We start from the raw sequence: 18,378 nt of genomic DNA, 5'->3' as shown, positions 1-18,378 counted from the left end.
GATCACTCCTCCTCCCACTGCCGAAGCGAGATAACCCATATGGGCTCATTTTCCAATTATGGTGCATTTCACCCATTCGGCATCAGGGGCTGCGGAGCAGAAGCGAAGTGGAGGTCAGGGCCGGGCCGGGTCAGTCGACCGGGACCCAGTTCAGGGTGCGCTCCACGGCCTTCTTCCAGCCCGCGTAGCCCTCCGCACGCTGCTCCTCGCTCCACTGGGGCTCCCAGCGGCGGGATTCGCTCCAGTGCGAGCGCAGCTCATCGGTGTCCCGCCAGAAGCCGGTGGCCAGCCCCGCGGCGTAGGCGGCGCCGAGGGCGGTGGTCTCGGCGATGACGGGACGGCTGACCGGGACGCCCAGGACATCGGCCTGGATCTGCATGCACAGCTCGTTGTCGGTGACACCGCCGTCCACGCGGAGCACGTCGAGGTGGATACCGGCGTCGCGTTCCATCGCCTCCACCACGTCCCGGCTCTGGTAGCAGATGGCCTCCAGGGTGGCCCGGGCCAGATGGCCGCCCGTGTTGTAGCGGGTGAGGCCGACGATGGCGCCCCGGGCGTCGGAGCGCCAGTACGGGGCGAAGAGGCCGGAGAAGGCGGGGACGAAATACACCCCGCCGTTGTCCTCGACGGTGCGGGCGAGCCGTTCGCTGCCCGGGGCGTCGTCGATGATCTTCATCTGGTCCCGCAGCCACTGAACGGCCGAGCCGGTGACGGCCATGGAGCCCTCCAGGGCGTAGACGACGGGGTCGTCGCCGAACTGGTACGCCACGGTGGTCAGCAGCCCGCTGCTCGAGCGGACCAGCTCCGATCCGGTGTTCAACACCAGGAAGTTGCCGGTGCCGTAGGTGTTCTTGGCCTCGCCGGGCGCGAAGCACACCTGTCCGACGGTGGCCGCCTGCTGGTCGCCGAGGACACCGGTGATGGGGGTGGGGTTACGCAGCGGGCGGGAGGTGCGGGCCCGCCCGAACGCCTCGGGGTGGGAGGAGGGGTTGATGACGGGGAGCATGGCGCGCGGGATGCCGAAGATGCCGAGGAGTTCGTCGTCCCAGTCCAGGGTCTCCAGGTTCATCAGCATGGTGCGGCTGGCGTTGGTGACGTCGGTGGCGTGGATGCCGCCGGAGGGCCCGCCGGTGAGGTTCCACAGCACCCAGGCGTCGGTGTTCCCGAAGAGGGCGTGGCCCGCCTCGGCGGCCTCGCGCACCCCGTCGACATTCTCCAGAATCCACTTGATCTTGCCGCCGGAGAAGTAGGTGGCGGGCGGCAGCCCGGCCTTGCGGCGGATGGTCTCGCCGTGGCCGTCGCGTTCGAGGGCGGAGGCGATGGTGTCGGTGCGGGTGTCCTGCCACACGATGGCGTTGTAGTACGGCCGCCCGTCGCGCGGGTCCCAGATGACGGTGGTCTCGCGCTGGTTGGTGATGCCGATCGCGACCAGGTCGGCGGGCGAGAGCCCACCGCTGCGCAGGGCGTTCTGCATGACCGAGTTGGTGCGCTCCCAGATCTCCACCGGATCGTGCTCGACCCAGCCCGCGCGGGGCAGCAGCTGATGGTGTTCGAGCTGGTACCGCGCCACCTCGCCGCCGTCGTGGTCGAAGATCATGAAGCGGGTGCTGGTGGTCCCCTGATCCACGGCACCGACGAAGTCCGGCATCCTGCCCTCCTCTGGTGGCCGCTGGTGGCCGCTGGTGGCCGCTGGTGGCCGCCCCTCTTCGTGAGCGCGTGCCGCCCGGCTCAGCTCTCGGGGCCCTCGGGGGCCGGGATGCGTCCCACCTCCTGCGGTCCGGCCAGCGGGAGGAACCGGCTGACCAGGACCTTGTAGAGGGCGGCGCCGACGAGTCCGCCGACCAGCGGGCCGACGATCGGCACCCAGAAGTAGAAGTTTCCGTACTGGTCCCGCCAGGCGGTGTGATAGCCGGTGATGAAGCTGGCGAGCCGGGGCCCGAAGTCACGGGCCGGGTTGATGGCGTACCCGGCGTCGGCGCCCCACGCCATGCCGATCGCCACCACGACCAGGCCGATGACGAACGGCGCCATGTTGGCCTTCGGCGGGTCGTTCAGGAGATCGGTGAGGGCGAAGATCAGCAGGACCAGGATCGCCGTACCGATGATCTGGTCGCGCAGCGCGCCCCACTCGCTGACCGGCAGCACCCCGTTGCCGGGGAGGGTGGAGAACACGAACTGGGTCTTGAAGGTGTGCCGGGGGTCGGCCGCCGCCAGCACCTCGGTGTAGTTCCAGCGCACCAGCAGGGCCGCGACGAACGCGCCGAGCGTCTGGGCCACGGTGTACGGCAGCACCTTGCGCCAGGGGAAGCCTTTGAAGACCGCCAGCGAGAGGGTGACCGCCGGATTGATGTGCGCGCCGCTGAGCCGCGCCGCCACGTACACGCCGAGGGTCACGCCGAGCCCCCAGCCCCAGGCGATGGAGTCGTGGTCGCCGAGCGCGCCCGGTGGCTTGGTGAGCGCCCCGGCCGCCACCACCTGGGCCACCACACCGCAGCCGAAGAGAATGAGGATCATGGTTCCGGCGAACTCGGCGCACAGTTCGCCGAACACGCCACCCCGGGTGCCGGTGTCCTTCTCCTCCGCCATGGCCGCCCCTCTCCAGCGGTGTGCGAGCGGCGGTACCGATCGCGTTCGCACCATCGTGCGCGCGGCCCCGGCCCGGTGACCTGTCCTGCTGCTCCGTCCGGGTCACACCGGGTGGCGGCACGGGAGGTCTGTACGGTTCAGGGGGCGGGCCGGTACCAAGGTCCTTGCCACATCACCCCAGGCCCGGCGCGGGCCCAGCCCCCGGCACGAAACAGGAGCGTGGATGCTGACCAGCGGAGCCACCACCAACTGGGCAGGGAACATCACCTTCGGCGCGGCCCGGCTGCACCGCCCGGCCTCGCCCGGCGAACTGCGGCGCGTCGTCGGCTCGGCCGACCGGGTCCGGGTGCTGGGCACCGGCCACTCCTTCAACCGCATCGCCGACACCGACGGCGATCTGGTGTCCCTGGAGCGGCTGCCGCACCGGGTCGACATCGCCCCCGACGGCACGACGGCCACCATCGCGGCGGGCATGCGCTACGCCCAGGTGGCCGAGGAACTGCACGCGGCGGGCTACGCCCTGGCCAACCTCGCCTCCCTGCCGCACATCACGGTCGCCGGGGCCTGCGCCACCGCCACCCACGGCTCCGGCAATGTGCAGCGCTGTCTGGCCGCGTCGGTGGCGGGTCTGGAGATCGTGGGCCCGGAGGGCGATGTGACGCGGCTGCGCCGGGACCGCGAGGCCGACCGGCTGTCCGGCGCGGTGGTCGGGCTCGGCGGGCTGGGCGTCGTCACCGCGATGACCCTGGACATCGAGCCCGCGTACGAAGTGGCGCAGTGGGTGTGGACCGGGCTGCCGCTGGACCGGCTGGCCGACAGCTTCGACGAGATCTTCGCCGCCGCGTACAGCGTCAGCGTCTTCACCGACTGGCACGCGGACGAGAGCGTGGTGTGGCTGAAGTGCCGCACGGACCTGCCGGGCCCGCCGGAGCCCGGCCAGCCGTGGCTGGGCGCCCGTCCGGCCGACCGCCACCACCATCCGGTGCCCTCGATGCCACCGCTGCACTGCACCGAGCAGCTGGGCTCGCCCGGGCCGTGGCACGAGCGGCTGCCGCACTTCCGGCCGGACTTCACCCCCAGCAACGGCGACGAGCTGCAGTCGGAGCTGATCCTGCCGCGCACCGCGGCCACCGAGGCCTTCGCGGCGCTGCGCGGCCTCGGGGACCGCATCGCGCCCGTGGTCCAGGTCTCCGAGGTCCGCACGGTCGCGGCGGACGACCTGTGGCTGAGCCCCGCGTACGGCAGGGACTGCGTGGCCCTGCACTTCACCTGGGTGCCGGACCACGCCGCGGTCATCGAGGTGGTGGCCGCGATGGAGGAACTGCTGCTGCCGCTGGGGGCACGGCCGCACTGGGGCAAGCTCACCGCGGCGGCTCCCGAGCGGATCGTCGCCTCCTACGAGCGGGCCGCCGACTTCGGGCGGCTGCTGGCCGACCACGACCCCGCCGGGAAGTTCCGCAACGCCTTCCTGGACGGCTACTTCCCGGCGGGCTGACGCCTACCCCGTCCAGGACCACTCGGCGACCTCGGCCATGTCGGTGCCGTGGTCGCGGATCCACTGGTGGTGGCGGGTGCGGGCGTCCTGCATCCGCTGCCGTACGGACACGGCCCGTCGTGCTCGGCCGGGTCGGCCTGGTCGGTGTGATCAGTGGGGGCGGTGGGACCGTTCGGCGCCGTCCTCGCTGCGTCGGGCATGGGCCTCTCTCTCCACTCGTCCTGTATGCGTGATACGTACCCGTTTTGCCGGTCGGGGCACCGCCGGACCCGGGCCGTTCGACCCGGACTCGACCCCGGGCAGCCCACGTGGGTGCGCGGGCGGCCGGTGGAGGCTGGTCCGCGAGGAGGCGGGGATGAAGCATCGCAAGATCGGCAACGTGATGAGTGACGATGTCGTGCGGGTCGGCCACGCGGCCTCGTCCGAGGAGGTCGGTGTGCTGCTGAGGCGGCACCGGATCGGCGGGCTGCCCGTGGTGGACGAGGACGACAAGGTCGTCGGCGTGATCACCGGAACCGATCTGGCCGGGTGGGCCGATCGGGCCGATGGGGCGGACGGTGCCGTGGCGGCCGGGCAGCTGATGTCGCGGCCCGCCGTCACCGTGCGCCCGCAGGACACCGTCGTCGACGCCGCGCGCTCCATGGCGCGCCACCGCGTGGAGCGGCTGCCCGTCGTCGACGAGGAGGACCGGCTGATCGGCATCGTCACCCGCCGCGATCTGCTCCGCGTCTTCCTCCGCCCCGACCACGAGATCCGCGCGGAAGTCATCGACGAGGTGCTGGTGCGGTCGCTGTGGATCCGTCCGCAGACCGTCGCGGTGACCGTCACCGAAGGCGTCGTACGGCTGGAGGGCGAGCTGGACCGGCACAGCGAGATCCCGATCGCGGTGCGGATGGCCGGGCAGGTGGACGGGGTGGTGGCGGTCGTGGACCGGCTCACCTACCGCGTCGACGACTTCCGCCCGGCGGCCCCCTCGGGTGGTGCGCCCGGAGGTGGGGCGTGATGGCCGAACCCGTACGGCCGAGGCGTGACGGCGGCCGGGTCGTGGTCGGTCTGGACGGCTCCGACAGCGCCTGGCAGGCCCTGGACCGGGCGGTCGGCGAGGCGGCGCGGCGCGGCGCCACGCTGGAGATCGTGCACGCCTGGCCCTGGGCGCGCACCGATCCGCTCGCCTTCGACGCGGACGCCGAACCGCAGCGGCCCCCGGTCGAGGTCGCCCGGACCGTGCTGCGGCTGGCCATGGCACGGGTCGCCGAGCAGGAACCGGAGCTGCGGGTGGTCCCCACCCTCACCCCTCAGGACGCGGTACCCGAGCTGCTGCGGATCGGCGAGCGCGCCTCGCTCATCGTCGTCGGCACCCGCGGGCTCGGCGGCTTCACCGGGCTGCTGCTGGGCTCGGTCGGGCTGCGGCTGGCCGCCCACACCCACCGTCCGCTGCTGGTGGTGCGCGGCGACGCGCCGGCGCCCGCGTACGGGCCCGAGGGCCACGGCAAGGTGCTGGTCGGGGTGGAGAGCGGCGCGGACGAGGTGGCGGCCCGGTACGGGTTCGAGGACGCGATACGGCGCGGTGCGCGGCTGCGCGTGCTGTACGCCTGGGCCCACCCCCGGCTCTTCGCGGGCGACCACACGCTGCCCTCGCGGGAGGCGGTGGCCCTGCGGGCGGAGCGGGAGCAGGAGGTGACGTACCGCGTGGTGGCCGCGCTGCGCGAGGAGTTCGGGCAGGTGCGGGTGCAGGAACACACGGCGCACAGCGCACCGGCCCAGGCCCTGGTGGAGGCGTCGCGGGCGGCGGACGTCCTGGTGCTGGCGGTGCAGCGGCGCACCGCGCGGCTGGGCATGCAACTGGGCCCGGTCACCCACGCGGTCCTGCACCACGCGCATTGCCCGGTGGTGCTGGTGCCGGTGGGCTAGTGCCGCGTCAGCCAAGGTTCACCCCGCTCGCCGCCCTGGCACGGCCATCTGCGGCGTTGCCGAATCGACCGAGTAGGCCCACTACGAGGCCGATCCGGCGCCTTGCATCTGACCGCACCAGGACGCCTCGCTACCGGGCAAACCCTGACTGACGCGGCACTAGGAAGTGTCCGGCGGCCGGTTGGGCCGGATGACCTGGGCCGGGGCCGGTCGGCCCTAGGCGGCGGGTACCCCCGGCGTGGTCGTCTGGAAGCGGCACCGGGGGCATTTGATGCGACGCGGAGAAGCGGACCGGTCAAGCGTCACGTGCCGGGTACCGCGCACCGCGCAATCCGGGCCCACGAGAAGCGGGCGGCCCCCGGCGCCGCGTGCCCCGTGACGCGGCGCGCGCATCGTACGCATCGCACAACCCGCCATGCCCCGCACGAGAGGAAGCGGTCATGAAAGCACTCGTCTTCCAGGGGCCCGGGCTGTTCTCCTGGCAGGACGCGCCCGACCCCGGCATCGAGGACGCCACCGACGCCATCGTCCGCGTCGACACGGTCACCATCTGCGGCACCGATCTGCACATCCTCAAGGGCGAGGTGCCCGATGTGCGGCCCGGTACGGTTCTCGGCCACGAGGCCGTCGGCGAGGTGGTCGAGACCGCCGACGAGGTGCGCGGCGTACGCCCCGGGGACCGGGTGCTGGTGTCGTGCATCTCCGCCTGCGGCCACTGCCGGTTCTGCCGGGAGCGGGCGTACGGGCAGTGCCGTGGCGGCGGAGGCTGGATCCTGGGGCGTTCGATCCACGGCACCCAGGCCGAGTACGTCCGGGTGCCGTTCGCCGATCTGTCCACGCATCCGCTGCCCGCCGCGGCCGAGGCGCAGTACGCGGTGCTGCTGGCGGATGTCTTCCCCACCGCCTACGAGGTGGGGGTGCTCAACGGGCGGGTCGCGCCGGGCGACACGGTGGCGGTGGTCGGTGTGGGCCCGATCGGGCTCGCCGCGATCGCGACCGCCGAGTTCTTCTCCCCCGGCCGGATCATCGCCGTCGACCTCGCCACCTCCCGGCTCGACGCGGCCAAGCAGGTCGGCGCCGACGCGGTGGCCGACGCCACCGAGGAGCCCGAGCGGCTGATCGCCGACCTCACCGGGGGGCTGGGCGCCGATGTGGTGATCGAGGCCGTGGGGACGCCGCGGAGCTTCGAGATCTGCACCCGCATGGTGCGCCCGGGCGGACGGATCGCCAACGTCGGCGTGCACGCCCGGCCCGCGACGCTGCACCTGGAGGAGCTGTGGAAGAAGAACATCACGATCACCACCGGGCTGGTCGACACGTACTCCACGCCCACGCTGCTGTCCATGCTGGCCGCGGGCAGGCTCCCCACGTCCTCGCTCATCACCCATCTGTTCGAGTTCGACCAGATGGAGGAGGCGTACGACGTGTTCGCCCGGTCCGCCGACACCGGCGCGCTCAAGGTCGCGATCGGCGGGCACCATCCGCCGCTGGTCACCCGGGACCGGGGCACGTGAACGGACGGGTGCGGGGTGCCGCGCGCCGACGAGCTGACGAGCTGACGAGCTGACGAGCTGACGAGCTGACGAGCTGACAGGAGGATCCCGTGTCCCGGACCGCGCGCATCGTGAGCGATGTGATGACCCACACCGTCGTCGCCGTCGGCCTCGAGGCGCCGTTCAAGGAGATCGTCAGGACGCTGGAGCAGTGGAAGGTGAGCGCCCTGCCGGTGCTGGCGGGTGAGGGCCGGGTCATCGGGGTGGTGTCCGAGGCGGATCTGCTGCCCAAGGAGGAGTTCCGGGACAGCGATCCGGCGCGGCTGGCCCAGCTGCGCGATCTGCCCGGTATCGCCAAGGCGGGGGCGGTGAGCGCGGATGAGCTGATGACGACCCCGGCCATCACGGTGCACGCGAACGCGACGCTCGCCGAGGCGGCCCGGATCATGACCCACAAGCGGGTCAAGCGGCTTCCGGTGGTCGACGACGAGGGCCGCCTGGAGGGCATCGTCAGCCGCGCCGACCTGCTGAAGGTGTTCCTGCGGCCGGATGAGGAGATCGAGGAGGAGGTGCGCCGCGAGGTGGTGGCCCACCTCTTCCCGGCGCCCGGGCAGGCGGTCGAGGTGCGGGTGAGCGAGGGCGTGGTCACCCTCTCCGGACATGTCCGGGACGCCGTGCTGATCCCGGCCGCGGCCCGGCTGATCCGGGCGGTCGAGGGCGTCGTGGACTTCGACAACCAGCTGACCACCGCGCATCTGACGGGGCCACCGGCCTGACCGGCACACGGCCCGAGCGCCAGGCGGCCCCGAGAGGCGTGGCGTCATGTGTGACGGCGTGTCCAGCGGGGGCCGACCTCGGCCCAGTCACGCTCCCACTCACGCTGCCGGCCGCGGTCCAGCCGCCACCGCACCACCCCGCGACCCGCCAGCGACACCAGGCACACCCCCGCCGACGCCGACGCGCCGGCCAGCGTGGCCCGGGTCGCCGCCTGCCGCTCGGAGGGCGGATCGGGGACGAGACGGCCGCGGTCGTCGGTCCAGATGGTGGTGGCGGTACCGGCGCGCCTGCCCTCGTCCACCCGCGCCGTACCGGTGTGCACGGTGCCGTCGGGCGCCGTCCACCGCACCAGGGCACGCACCCGCGCGGTGTCCGTACCGTCGGCGGCGGGCAGCGCGGCGGGCGCGTTCTCGACCAGCCGCGCGGGCACCTGGTGCCGCTCCGCGCGCTCCTGCCGCAGACCGGCCGCCACCGCGTCGCCGGTCGCGACGCCCGCCACCGGGCCGCCGACCACCATCACCAGGCCGGTCACCAGGACCACCCAGGCTTCCACCACGTCCGAGCGGCGTTTGAGGGGATTGCCCCGCCATCGCCACAACCACCGCCCCCGCACGTTCGTGCCCATGATTCAGACCGTCCCACGCGCGCGGAGAGGATACGAGGGCCGTGCAGCCCTCTCCGCCGGGGGTCTTTCGGTCCCGTCGCGGCCGCGCGGGGGCCCGTTCGGCCCTGGTGCGGCGCCCGGCGGATGCGCCACGCTCGTCTATCGGAGGCCGGGGGACGACCAGCGGACGAGCGGACGAGCGGTGCGAGGGCGCCATGACCGAGACCTGGGCCGGGGTGATACCACCGGCGCCCATCAGGGTGTTCCTGCTCGACGACCACGAGGTGGTACGGCGCGGGCTGCACGATCTGCTGGACGCCGAACCGGACATCGAGGTGGTCGGCGACGCGGGAACGGTGGACCACGCGCTGGCCCGTGGCCCGGCGCTGCGGCCCGACGTGGCGATCCTGGACGTCCGGCTGCCGGACGGGGACGGCATCACGGTCTGCCGTGAACTGCGCTCCCGCATGCCCGGGCTGGCCTGTCTGATGCTGACGTCGTTCGACGACGACGACGCGCTGCTGGACGCGATCATGGCCGGGGCCGCGGGCTATGTGCTCAAGCAGATCAAGGGCTCCGATCTGGTGTCCGCCGTACGGACCGTCGCGTCCGGGCAGTCGATGCTGGACCCGGCCACCACCGCCCGGCTGATGAGCACCCTGCGCGGCGACACCACCCCGCAGGAGCCCCGGGACGAGGCGCTGGCCGGGCTGTCGCCGCGGGAGCGGGAGATCCTGGCGCTGATCGGCGAGGGGCTGACCAACCGGCAGATCGGCAAGCGGCTCTTCCTGTCCGAGAAGACGGTCAAGAACCACATCTCACGGCTGCTGGCCAAGCTGGGCGTCGAACGTCGCGTCCAGGCCGCCGTCCTGGCCAGCCACCCGTCCCCGGAGCGGGCCCCCGACGCCCGTCCTGCGCCGCCCCGCTGACCGGTGGCCCCCGATGCCACCGATGCCACCGACCGTGATCATGTGACCGGCCTGCCCGGCGAGGAGAAGACCATGGAGCCCGCAGCGCTGGACGCGGCGACGCTGGAGAAGCTGATCTCCGCCGCCGTCGCCGCTCCGTCGATGCTCCACGCCCAGCCGTGGCGGTACCGGCTGAACCCGGACACCGTCACCCTGGAGGTCCGGGCCGCCCCGGAGCGCGGGCCGCGGCAGGCCGACCCCATGGGCCGGGCGCTGTGCGTCTCCGCCGGGGCCGCGGTGTGCAATCTGCGCGTGGCCGTGGCCCACTTCGGCTGGGAGCCGGTGGTGCGGCTGCTGCCGCACCGCTCCCAGCCGGACCTGCTGGCCACCGTACGGCTGACCGTGTCACCGCGAGGCGCCGCCGCCGCGAGCCGCGACGGTCTGTACGACATGATCTGGCGGCGGCCCGGCAGACGGTACCCGTTCCCGGGGCACGGGCTGCCGCCCCGGGAGCTGGGCGTGTTCGCCGAGGCGGCGCGCGGGGACGGGGCGGCGCTGTATCCGGCGGGCCCGGAGGAGACCGCGCGGCTGCTGCGGCTGACCGCGGAGGCCGAGCGGCGCGACGCCCCGGTGGACGGCCGCCCGCCGGCCGCGGTCTCGGAGAGCCGGGCGACGATCGCCGTGCTCACCACCACCCACGACCGGCGCGCCGACTGGCTGCGGGCCGGTCAGGCGCTGGAACACGTCCTGCTGCTGGCGACGGCGCACGGCGTCCGGGCGACACTGCTGCACCAGGCGCTGGAGTGGCCCGATCTGCGCTGGGCGCTGAGCGACGGGCGGCGCGCGCCGGGCCATGTCCAGATGCTGATCCGGCTGGGGCCGGGCGTCAGCGATCCGGGAGGGGGACGGCCCACACCAGCCGGGTGCCACCGTCCGGCGGCCTGGTGAGGTCCAGTGCGCCGCCCAGCTTCTCGGCGCGCTCCGCGAGGTTGCGCAGCCCGCTGCGGCGGCCGCCGTCCGGCAGGCCGATGCCGTCGTCCGTGACAGTCAGCGTCAGCCGTCCGCCGCGCACGATCAGCGAAACCTCGGCGGCGTGCGCCCGGGCGTGCCGGGCCACGTTGGACAGCGCCTCGGCGAGCACCGCGATCATGTCGTCCGCGACCGGCCGCGGCACATCGGTGTCGACCAGCCCCTCGGTGCGCAGCGCGGGGGTGAAGCCGAGCGCGGGCACGGCCTCCTCGATGGTCTTGGCGGTACGGACCCGCAGCCCCTGCACCGCGGGGCCCGACTCGTGGGAGCGCAGTCCGAAGATCGTGGAACGGATGATCTTGATGGTGTCGTCGAGGTCGTCCACCACCCGCAGCAGCCGTTCGGAGCCCTCCGGGTGCTGGACGAAGCGCAGGGTGCTCTGGAGCGTCATGCCGGCCGCGAACAGCCGCTGAATCGCCAGGTCGTGCAGGTCGCGGGCGATCCGGTCGCGGTCCTCCAGCAGGGCGAGCTGCTCGGCGTCGCGCCGCCGCTCGGCCAGCTTCATGGCGATGGCCGCCTGGCCCGCGAAGCCGAGCAGGGTGTCCGTCTCGATCTGGGTGAAGGCGGGGCTGCGTTCCGTACGGGCGAGGGAGAGGACGCCGCCGACCCCGTCGCTGGTGCGCATCGGGACCGCGACGGCCGGGCCGAGGCCGTCCCAGCGCTGCGGGCCGGTCGTGATCCGGGGGTCGTGCGCGACATCGGTGCTGGTGACCGGCTCGGACGCGGTGAAAGCGGCGCCCGCGAAGGTGCCCTCGCGGGACAGCACCAGACCCCGGTGCGCCTCGGCGTCGGTGCCCGACGCCAGCGCGACCTGGAGGGAGTCGGAGCCGGGGACGGGCAGCATCAGCACACCCAGGTCGGCGGAGAGGATCCGGCGGGCGTGGTCGACGATCAGCTCCAGCACTCCGGTCTCGTCCACGCCGGACAGCAGGTGGTTGGTGACCTCGGCGTTCGCCTCCAGCCAGTGCTGGCGGTGCCGGGCCTCCTCGTACAGCCGGGCGTTCTCGATGGCGACCCCGGCGGCCACGGCGAGGGTGGACAGCACCGTCTCGTCCTCGCCGTCGAACTCCTTCCCGCCGCGCTTCTGGGTGAGATAGAGGTTCCCGAACACCTCGTCCCGCACCCGGATGGGCACGCCCAGGAAGGAGCGCATCGGCGGATGGCCGGGCGGGAAGCCGTACGAGGCGGGGTGCTCGGACAGTTCGGCCAGCCGCAGCGGCTCGGGGTGGCGGATCAGCTCACCGAGGATGCCGTGCCCGGCCGGCAGCGCACCGATCACCTCGCTCTGCTCCTGGCTGACGCCCACCGGCAGGAACTCGGCCAGCCGCTGCCCGTCGCCGATCACGCCCAGGGCCCCGTACTCGGCGTCCACCAGCACCACCGCGGCCTCGACGATCCGCCGCAGCACCTGGCGCAGATCCAGCTCGCGGCCAACCGAGAGGACCGCTTCCAGCAGGTTGTGCAGCCGGTCCTGGGTGCCGCGCAGGGCGTCGATGCGCAGCTGCAGCTCTTCCAGCAGCTCGTCCAGGCGCAGCCGGGGCAGGTATTCGGAACTCCTCGCGTTCTCCATGCCCACCACCGTGTTTCCCGTCAGGCCGTCCCGGCCGCCCCGGCCAGCAGTTCGCCGAGCCGGTCGAGGAAGATCTGCTGCTTGGCGACGATTCTCGTGCGGGCCCGGTCGAGGTCCAGCCAGGCGACCCGGTCGATCTCAGGGAACTCCCGCGTGCGGCCCGACCCGCGCGGCCATTCCATGGCGAACGTGCCGGGCGTGATCCGCTCCGGGTCGAGGTCGCCCGCCAGGGCCCAGACCGTGACCAGCTTGCCGCCGGTCTGCCGTACGGTGCCCAGGGGGCGGAGCTCACCCGCGGGCGGCGGCAGCCCCAGCTCTTCCTGGAACTCGCGCCGCGCGGCGGCCTCGGGAAGCTCGTCGCCCGCGTACTCGCCCTTGGGCACGGACCACGCGCGCTCGTCCTTGGCGGCCCAGAACGGCCCGCCCATATGGCCGAGCAGAACCTCGGTGGCCGGACCCGTCCCCCGGTGGAGCAGGATCCCGGCGCTGCGCTTTCCCGTCACAGTGCCAGTGTGCGCCGGAACGCGCGGGTTGCCGCGCCAAGCGGGTGGGCGGGCGCCCGATCCCCGGGGAGTGCTTGATCATGCCGAGCGGATCCCGGGCGGGCCGGCCATCTGGCGGCGCAGCTGCCCGAGGCCCGGGCCGTCCGGGCCGGGGCCGCGGGAGACGCGGGAGAGGCGAGGGCCGGAGACGCGGGGAGCGCGGGAGCCGGGCGCGCGGAGGGCGGCGGTGCGGGCGGCTGAGCACGGGGGCGACACACCGGCGGCCGCGGGGCGTCAGGGCCTCCGCGGCCGCCGGTGGTCCGCCTCCGGCCGGGAGCCGGCCGGGGGCCGCCGCTCCGCCGTGCACAAACGGGGACAGACACCGCGGAGCGGCGGTCAACCGGGTCTCGGGAGGACCCGGATGAGCCGCGCGGACGTGGGATTCCCCGGCGGCTCATGGACGGGTACGGAGCGCGTCCGTACCGGGTTCACCGTTTGTCCGATCGTGAGCATCGGGCCGGGGCGCCCCATTCCACCGGACCACCGACCGCCGACGGATTGCCCCCGCCCGGCCTCCTTGCCAGGCTGTCCCCATGCCCACCGCGCCCCTGCCCGAGCTGGTCGATGAACTGCTCGATCGCTGCCGTCCGCTCCCCATCGTCTCCGCCGGAGCCGCCGTGCTACGGCAACCGGCCCTCCCCTACGAAGGCCAGCTGTCCGGCGGCCGGCTGGAGCGGCTGCTGCGGGCGATGCGCGAGACGATGCACAACGCGCCCGGCGTGGGGCTGGCCGCCCCGCAGATCGGCGTTCCGCTGCGGCTCGCGGTGATCGAGGACCCGGCCGAGGTGGCGGCCGAGGTGCGCGAGGCGCGCGGCCGGGTGCCGCAGCCGTACCGGGTGCTGGTGAATCCGTCGTACGAACCGCTCGGCGACGCCCGGGCCGCGTTCTTCGAGGGGTGCCTGAGCGTTCCCGGCTGGCAGGCCGTGGTCCACCGGCCCGAGCGGATCCGGCTGCGCGGGCAGGACGAGACGGGGCGCGAGCTGGACGAGGAGTTCACGGGCTGGCCCGCCCGCATCGTCCAGCATGAGACGGATCATCTGGATGGCGTGCTCTATCTGGATCTGGCCGAAACCCGATCCCTCTCGTCCGCGCAGGCCGTCGCCGACCACTGGTCACAGCCCACCCCGGCCGCCGCGGCCCGGGCGCTCGGCTTCCCGCTCCCGGGAGAACACGGACCTCAGGGCGGCCAGGACCGCCACGACGCCCCCTAACACCTCACCGTCCGGCCTGTGGCATGTTTTCGTCATCGGCTGGCAGTCGTCGAATCACCACGCGGACACTGTGCCGTTCGGAGCCGGAGCAACAGTGGTGTCCTCACCGCTCCTGACGGTCCCCTGAACGGAGAACAGGAATGTCCGTGCTCACGACGTCCCCGGCTGCGGCCTCCACGAGCTCGTACGTCACCTCCATCGCCCATACCGAGGAGCAGATCCACGCCGCGCAGCGACTGCGCTACCAGGTGTTCGGCGAAGAACGCGGAGGGGTGCTGAACTCGCTCTGCCCAGGCCGTGACGTGGACGAATTCGACGAGGTCATGGACCACCTGATCGTCACGGACACCGCGACGGACACCGTGGTCGGCACCTACCGGCTGCTGCCCCCGGGCCGCAGCGAGCGACTGTATTCGGACACCGAATTCGATCTACGGGGGCTCCCCGAGGACGTGCGCTCCTCGATGGTCGAGGCGGGCCGGGCCTGTGTGCACCCCGACCACCGCTCCGGCGCCGTGATCAACCTGATGTGGGCCGGTCTCGCCCGCTACATCCTGCTGTCCGGCCACCGCTACCTCGCGGGCTGCGCCTCGGTCCCGCTCGGCGGCGGCGAGCAGGCCGCGGCGAACGCCTGGCTGCTGGGCACCACCAAGCACGCGGCCCCGCCCGAGCTGCGGGTCCACCCGCTCGACCCGTGGGTCCCGACGCAGACACCGGACGCCCGGCCCAGCTACGCCGAACTGCCGCCGCTGCTCCGCGGCTATCTGCGGGTCGGCGCCTGGATGTGCGGCTCCCCCCAGCACGACCGGAGCTTCGACGACGCCGACTTCTTCGTCCTGCTGGACACGGAGCGGATGAACGACCGCTACCGCCGCTACTTCCTCGGCGAGGCCCGGTGACCGAGCCGGTGAGCGTCAACGCGAACCTTCCGGCGCACGCGTGGGCGGCCTGGTCGCCCTGCTCCCCCAGCTGTGTGTCACACGCCGCGGCCCGGCTGCCCGCCACCCGGATCGCCCGCCGGTACGCGGCGTTCAGCCGGGCGATCATGAGCGCACTGATGCGGGGCGAGCGCATCGCCGACCCGGAGACGCTGCGCTCGCACGCCGCGGCGATGCTGGACGCACTGGACATCCGGCTGGAGGTGGCGGGCGACCGCACGCTCAGCGCACCGGGCGGCACCGGCACCCTGGTGGTGGCGAACCACATCTCCTGGCTCGACATCGTCGCGCTGCTCGCCGTCGAGCCGGTGGTCATGCTGGCCAAGCGGGAGGTGGGCGCCTGGCCGGTGGTCGGTCCGCTGGCGAAGCGGGCGGGCACCATGTTCATCGACCGCGGCTCGCTGCGCCAACTGCCGGGCAGCGTACGGGAGATGGCGGAGCGGCTGCGTTCCGGCCAGTCGGTGATGGTCTTCCCGCAGGGCGTCACCTGGTGCGCCGGGACGGGCGGCAGCTTCCGCCGGGCCACCTTCCAGGCCGCACTCGACGCGGGCGCCCCGGTGCGGCCGGTGTCGCTGGACTACGTGCAGCACGGCGCACCGACCACGGTGGCCGCCTTCGTCGGCGAGGACGACTTCGGCACCTCGCTGCGCCGGGTGGCCAGTGCCACCGGGCTCACGGTGCGGGTGCGTACGCACCGTCCGCTGCCGCCCGCGCGCGGGACCGCCGATCGCCGCACCCTGGCCGCCCGCGCGCAGGCGACCGTGTGCGGTGCGCGGCTGTCGGTTCACGACTGACGGATGACGGCCGGCAGGCGACACGTAACAGCCGACAGGTAACGGATAGCGGGTAACGGATAACAGCTGACAGATGACGTACGGTGTCCGGCGTTCTCCGGACACCGTACGTCCGACGCGCTCGCCCCCCTCCGTGCAGGCACGCCGAATGCCGTGCGATCGGTCAGGCCGCGCTCTTCAGGGAGTGGGACAGGATCGGCCCGTCCTCCATCGGCTCGCCACCGCCCTTGCGGGCCTTCGCGGTGCGCAGGTAGTAGATCGTCCCGGCCACCGCCAGGCCGAAGACCCAGGAGAAGGGGGCGACGTCCGCGAACCCCTTCATCAGGGCGAGGACCGCGGCGATGGCCGCCGCGGGCACGAAGGCGATGATCGCCTCCGGGTTGAAGCCCTTGCGGTAGTAGTACTCCCCCGACGCGTCGGCGGAGAAGAGCGCGTCGATGTCGATATGTCCGCGCCGCACGAAGTAGTAGTCGACGAGCAGGATCGCGACCAGCGGACCGAGGAAGGCACCGAGGGCGCCCAGGAAGTACTGGATGACGACGGGGTTGGAGTAGAGCTTCCACGGCATGACGACGATCGCGAGGACCGCCGTGAGCATGCCTCCGCGCTTGAAGTTCAGGTGCTTGGGGGCGAGGTTGGCGAAGTCGTACGCGGGGGACACGAAGTTGGCGACGACGTTGATGCCCACGGTGGCGATCACGAAGGAGATCGCGCCGACGATCGTGACCACAGGGTTGTCGATCTTCGCGATGACATGGACCGGGTCGGAGATCGCCTCCCCGAACACGGAGATGGTGCCCGCCGTCATGAGGACCGAGACGACGGCGAAGGCGGTGAAGTTCACCGGCAGCCCCAGCAGGTTGCCGCGCCGGTAGGAGCGGTGGTCCGGGGTGAAGCGGGCGAAGTCGGCGTAGTTCAGCACCAGGGTGAGGAAGGTGGCCACGGTCAGGCTGACCGCGATCAGGCTCTGGTGCAGCTGCTCGCCCCCGCTGAGGCCGGTGAGGCTCGCGGTGAGCGAGATGTCGCCCCCCGCCTTGACCACCAGCCACAGGGCGAGCACCAGCATGACCAGCCATACGACCGGGCCGGTCGCGAAGTCCTGCACCTTGCGGATGAATTCCATACCGCGCGTGAGCAGCACCGCTTGAAGCGCCCACATCAGGAGGAAGGCGATCCAGCCGAGGGTGGAGAGACCGAGCACGGAATCGTGGTCGTACGCGGCGAGGCCGGGCGCGACCTGGATGCCGAGCAGCACGACGGCCTCGGAGGCCAGCCAGGTCTGGATGCCGTACCAGGCGACGGCCATGACCGCCCGTATCAGCGCGGGGATGTTCGCGCCGTACACGCCCCAGCTCGCCCGGGCCAGCACAGGGAAGGGGACTCCGGTGCGGTGGCCCGCGTGGCCCATGCGGTTCATGAACCAGTGGACGATCGTGATGCCGGCCAGCAGGGAGAGGAAGACCTGCCAGGTGGGCAGGCCGAGGACGAAGAGACTGGCGGCGAAGGCGTAGTTGCTGATCGCGTGGGTGTCGGACATCCACAGGGCGAAGATGCTGTACGTGCCCCATTTACGCTCTGCCGCGGGCGCGAGGTCGGCGTTGTAGAGGCGGGGATCGGGCTGGGCGGGTCCTTGCGTCGGTGAGGTCATCGGGCGCTCCGAGGGGGACGAGCGGGAGTTCTTCGTAGGGCGGTTCACCGAGGGTGGAGGGACCCGATTACGGGGATATTGCGGGTCCGGGTCGCGGGGATCACCTCGGCGTAGCGCACGCGACACCGGGAGCTATCTTCCGTATTGCGGAGTTTGTTTTTCGATGGCCAGAACCTACCTGCTGGGAGCCAGGTGTCAATGGGTTCGGCACGGGTCGAATCGACCGGGCGGCGGCCGGGGGCAGCGCTGAACAACCGATTCCACTCGTCCGTATCCCAGGACGTGAGGTACGCACCGGTGTGCGCACGCACCGGCCGAACCAGAACGAGAGGGAGCCTGATGGAAGCTTCACCCCACCCGGTCAGAACGCGGCGCCGCCCCGGCCGGCGCATCGCGCCGGTGCTGGCGGTGGCGAGCGTGCTGCTGGCCGCCGGCTGCGGCGGCGGCAGTGGTTCCGCGGACGCCAACACAGGCGGCAGGACGGACGGCAAGGGTGAGACGGCGCGGCCGGGCGGCGACGCGAGCCCGTCCGCCGAACCCGCGCGGGTGGAACAACTGGCGAAGTACGTCGGCTGCAAACCGGAGTTCACCACCAAGGTGGACGACTACCGGCAGGCGATCTGCCACAACTCCAAGGGGAAGTTCCTCTTCCTCGACTTCATCAGCATGAAGGCGCAATCCGACTGGCTGGAGACCGCGCAGATGTACGGCGGGGTCTATCTGGTCGGCAACCGCTGGGCGCTGTCGTCGTCACCGAAGAAGAACATGGAAACGCTGCGGGGCGAGTTCGGCGGCACCATCGAGGAGAACGGCGCGTTCGGCTCCTCGCCGGGCGCGGCGTCCTCGCCGGGCGCGGGCTGATTCGCCCGCAC

The 18,378-nt window shown here is 72.6% G+C and carries 17 protein-coding genes and 1 pseudogene; 11 read left to right on the top strand and 7 right to left on the bottom strand.

Annotated elements, in window-relative coordinates; translation table 11 throughout:
• Positions 1-130 precede the first annotated feature (130 nt).
• The gene (glpK, locus tag ASC60_RS16775; protein WP_055551627.1) at positions 131-1,648 is read right to left on the bottom strand and encodes a glycerol kinase GlpK; all 1,518 of its coding nucleotides are present in this window, start codon (positions 1,646-1,648) and stop codon (positions 131-133) included.
• Positions 1,649-1,728: 80 nt separating this feature from the next.
• On the bottom strand, positions 1,729-2,586 hold the full coding sequence (locus ASC60_RS16770; RefSeq protein WP_055551625.1) for an MIP/aquaporin family protein: 858 nt from the start codon (positions 2,584-2,586) through the stop codon (positions 1,729-1,731).
• Positions 2,587-2,809: 223 nt separating this feature from the next.
• Here ASC60_RS16770 and ASC60_RS16765 point away from each other — a divergent pair, with 223 nt between their 5' ends.
• Positions 2,810-4,081, top strand: coding sequence for an FAD-binding protein (locus ASC60_RS16765; RefSeq protein ID WP_055551623.1), 1,272 nt, complete (start codon positions 2,810-2,812; stop codon positions 4,079-4,081).
• Between the two features lie 3 nt (positions 4,082-4,084).
• Here the strand turns inward: ASC60_RS16765 and ASC60_RS40830 are convergent.
• A pseudogene (locus ASC60_RS40830) lies at positions 4,085-4,213 on the bottom strand (hypothetical protein); the annotation flags it as partial.
• Between the two features lie 223 nt (positions 4,214-4,436).
• Between ASC60_RS40830 and ASC60_RS16760 the strand changes: the two are divergent.
• The 4 genes from ASC60_RS16760 (at position 4,437) to ASC60_RS16745 (ending at position 8,261) form a co-directional block, all read left to right on the top strand.
• A complete protein-coding gene (locus ASC60_RS16760; RefSeq protein WP_055551621.1) occupies positions 4,437-5,084 on the top strand; it encodes a CBS domain-containing protein in 648 nt (215 codons plus the stop codon).
• Complete coding sequence (locus tag ASC60_RS16755; RefSeq protein ID WP_055551619.1) at positions 5,084-5,992, top strand: universal stress protein; 909 nt, start codon at positions 5,084-5,086, stop codon at positions 5,990-5,992. Before ASC60_RS16760 ends, ASC60_RS16755 begins: the two co-directional genes overlap by 1 nt.
• 440 nt (positions 5,993-6,432) lie before the next feature.
• The gene (locus ASC60_RS16750) at positions 6,433-7,506 is read left to right on the top strand and encodes an alcohol dehydrogenase catalytic domain-containing protein (protein WP_055551617.1); all 1,074 of its coding nucleotides are present in this window, start codon (positions 6,433-6,435) and stop codon (positions 7,504-7,506) included.
• 89 nt (positions 7,507-7,595) lie between these two features.
• Complete coding sequence (locus ASC60_RS16745) at positions 7,596-8,261, top strand: CBS domain-containing protein (RefSeq protein WP_055551615.1); 666 nt, start codon at positions 7,596-7,598, stop codon at positions 8,259-8,261.
• A gap of 44 nt (positions 8,262-8,305) precedes the next feature.
• On the opposite strand, the gene ASC60_RS16740 is transcribed toward ASC60_RS16745, so the two are convergent.
• Positions 8,306-8,887, bottom strand: a complete 582-nt coding sequence (locus ASC60_RS16740; protein WP_055551613.1) for a hypothetical protein — start codon at positions 8,885-8,887, stop codon at positions 8,306-8,308.
• 194 nt (positions 8,888-9,081) lie between these two features.
• On the opposite strand from ASC60_RS16740, the gene ASC60_RS16735 reads away from it, so the two are divergent.
• Both ASC60_RS16735 and ASC60_RS16730 read left to right on the top strand, forming a co-directional pair.
• A complete protein-coding gene (locus ASC60_RS16735; protein ID WP_055551611.1) occupies positions 9,082-9,795 on the top strand; it encodes a response regulator transcription factor in 714 nt (237 codons plus the stop codon).
• 72 nt (positions 9,796-9,867) lie between these two features.
• Complete coding sequence (locus ASC60_RS16730) at positions 9,868-10,722, top strand: hypothetical protein (protein WP_234356988.1); 855 nt, start codon at positions 9,868-9,870, stop codon at positions 10,720-10,722.
• On the opposite strand, the gene ASC60_RS16725 is transcribed toward ASC60_RS16730, so the two are convergent.
• Together ASC60_RS16725 and ASC60_RS16720 are read right to left on the bottom strand one after the other, a co-directional pair.
• Positions 10,661-12,373, bottom strand: a complete 1,713-nt coding sequence (locus tag ASC60_RS16725; RefSeq protein ID WP_055551847.1) for a GAF domain-containing protein — start codon at positions 12,371-12,373, stop codon at positions 10,661-10,663. The genes ASC60_RS16730 and ASC60_RS16725 overlap by 62 nt on opposite strands.
• A gap of 20 nt (positions 12,374-12,393) precedes the next feature.
• Positions 12,394-12,876, bottom strand: coding sequence for an NUDIX domain-containing protein (locus tag ASC60_RS16720; RefSeq protein ID WP_055551607.1), 483 nt, complete (start codon positions 12,874-12,876; stop codon positions 12,394-12,396).
• Between the two features lie 572 nt (positions 12,877-13,448).
• Between ASC60_RS16720 and ASC60_RS16715 the strand changes: the two genes are divergently transcribed.
• The 3 genes from ASC60_RS16715 (at position 13,449) to ASC60_RS16705 (ending at position 15,858) form a co-directional block, all read left to right on the top strand.
• Complete coding sequence (locus tag ASC60_RS16715) at positions 13,449-14,126, top strand: peptide deformylase (protein ID WP_055551606.1); 678 nt, start codon at positions 13,449-13,451, stop codon at positions 14,124-14,126.
• 140 nt (positions 14,127-14,266) lie between these two features.
• Positions 14,267-15,025, top strand: a complete 759-nt coding sequence (locus ASC60_RS16710; RefSeq protein ID WP_055551604.1) for a GNAT family N-acetyltransferase — start codon at positions 14,267-14,269, stop codon at positions 15,023-15,025.
• Positions 15,022-15,858: a 1-acyl-sn-glycerol-3-phosphate acyltransferase gene (locus ASC60_RS16705; protein WP_234356974.1), complete on the top strand. Its 837-nt coding sequence runs from the start codon at positions 15,022-15,024 to the stop codon at positions 15,856-15,858. The genes ASC60_RS16710 and ASC60_RS16705 overlap by 4 nt, the downstream gene beginning before the upstream one ends.
• A 163-nt stretch (positions 15,859-16,021) precedes the next feature.
• Here the strand turns inward: ASC60_RS16705 and ASC60_RS16700 are convergent, their stop codons facing one another.
• Positions 16,022-17,506 (bottom strand): NCS1 family nucleobase:cation symporter-1, encoded by a 1,485-nt coding sequence (locus tag ASC60_RS16700; protein WP_055551602.1) that lies wholly within the window; start codon positions 17,504-17,506, stop codon positions 16,022-16,024.
• A 339-nt stretch (positions 17,507-17,845) separates the two neighbouring features.
• Here ASC60_RS16700 and ASC60_RS16695 point away from each other — a divergent pair, with 339 nt between their 5' ends.
• Positions 17,846-18,367, top strand: coding sequence for a hypothetical protein (locus tag ASC60_RS16695; protein WP_055551601.1), 522 nt, complete (start codon positions 17,846-17,848; stop codon positions 18,365-18,367).
• Positions 18,368-18,378 lie beyond the last annotated feature (11 nt).

The sequence above is a fragment of the Streptomyces sp. NBRC 110028 genome (assembly GCF_001417735.1).
In the GTDB taxonomy this organism is placed as follows: domain Bacteria; phylum Actinomycetota; class Actinomycetes; order Streptomycetales; family Streptomycetaceae; genus Streptomyces.
Note: the sequence above shows the minus strand (reverse complement) of the source record. Positions and strands in the feature narration are given on the sequence as shown.

Excerpts from the sequence above, each read along its gene's own strand:
- glpK (WP_055551627.1), bottom strand. The coding sequence starts at position 1,648 with ATGCCGGACTTCGTCGGTGCCGTGGATCAGGGGACCACCAGCACCCGC.
- ASC60_RS16770 (WP_055551625.1), bottom strand. The coding sequence starts at position 2,586 with ATGGCGGAGGAGAAGGACACCGGCACCCGGGGTGGCGTGTTCGGCGAA.
- ASC60_RS16765 (WP_055551623.1), top strand. The coding sequence starts at position 2,810 with ATGCTGACCAGCGGAGCCACCACCAACTGGGCAGGGAACATCACCTTC.
- ASC60_RS16760 (WP_055551621.1), top strand. The coding sequence starts at position 4,437 with ATGAAGCATCGCAAGATCGGCAACGTGATGAGTGACGATGTCGTGCGG.
- ASC60_RS16755 (WP_055551619.1), top strand. The coding sequence starts at position 5,084 with ATGGCCGAACCCGTACGGCCGAGGCGTGACGGCGGCCGGGTCGTGGTC.
- ASC60_RS16750 (WP_055551617.1), top strand. The coding sequence starts at position 6,433 with ATGAAAGCACTCGTCTTCCAGGGGCCCGGGCTGTTCTCCTGGCAGGAC.
- ASC60_RS16740 (WP_055551613.1), bottom strand. The coding sequence starts at position 8,887 with ATGGGCACGAACGTGCGGGGGCGGTGGTTGTGGCGATGGCGGGGCAAT.
- ASC60_RS16735 (WP_055551611.1), top strand. The coding sequence starts at position 9,082 with ATGACCGAGACCTGGGCCGGGGTGATACCACCGGCGCCCATCAGGGTG.
- ASC60_RS16730 (WP_234356988.1), top strand. The coding sequence starts at position 9,868 with ATGGAGCCCGCAGCGCTGGACGCGGCGACGCTGGAGAAGCTGATCTCC.
- ASC60_RS16725 (WP_055551847.1), bottom strand. The coding sequence starts at position 12,373 with ATGGAGAACGCGAGGAGTTCCGAATACCTGCCCCGGCTGCGCCTGGAC.
- ASC60_RS16715 (WP_055551606.1), top strand. The coding sequence starts at position 13,449 with ATGCCCACCGCGCCCCTGCCCGAGCTGGTCGATGAACTGCTCGATCGC.
- ASC60_RS16710 (WP_055551604.1), top strand. The coding sequence starts at position 14,267 with ATGTCCGTGCTCACGACGTCCCCGGCTGCGGCCTCCACGAGCTCGTAC.
- ASC60_RS16700 (WP_055551602.1), bottom strand. The coding sequence starts at position 17,506 with ATGACCTCACCGACGCAAGGACCCGCCCAGCCCGATCCCCGCCTCTAC.
- ASC60_RS16695 (WP_055551601.1), top strand. The coding sequence starts at position 17,846 with ATGGAAGCTTCACCCCACCCGGTCAGAACGCGGCGCCGCCCCGGCCGG.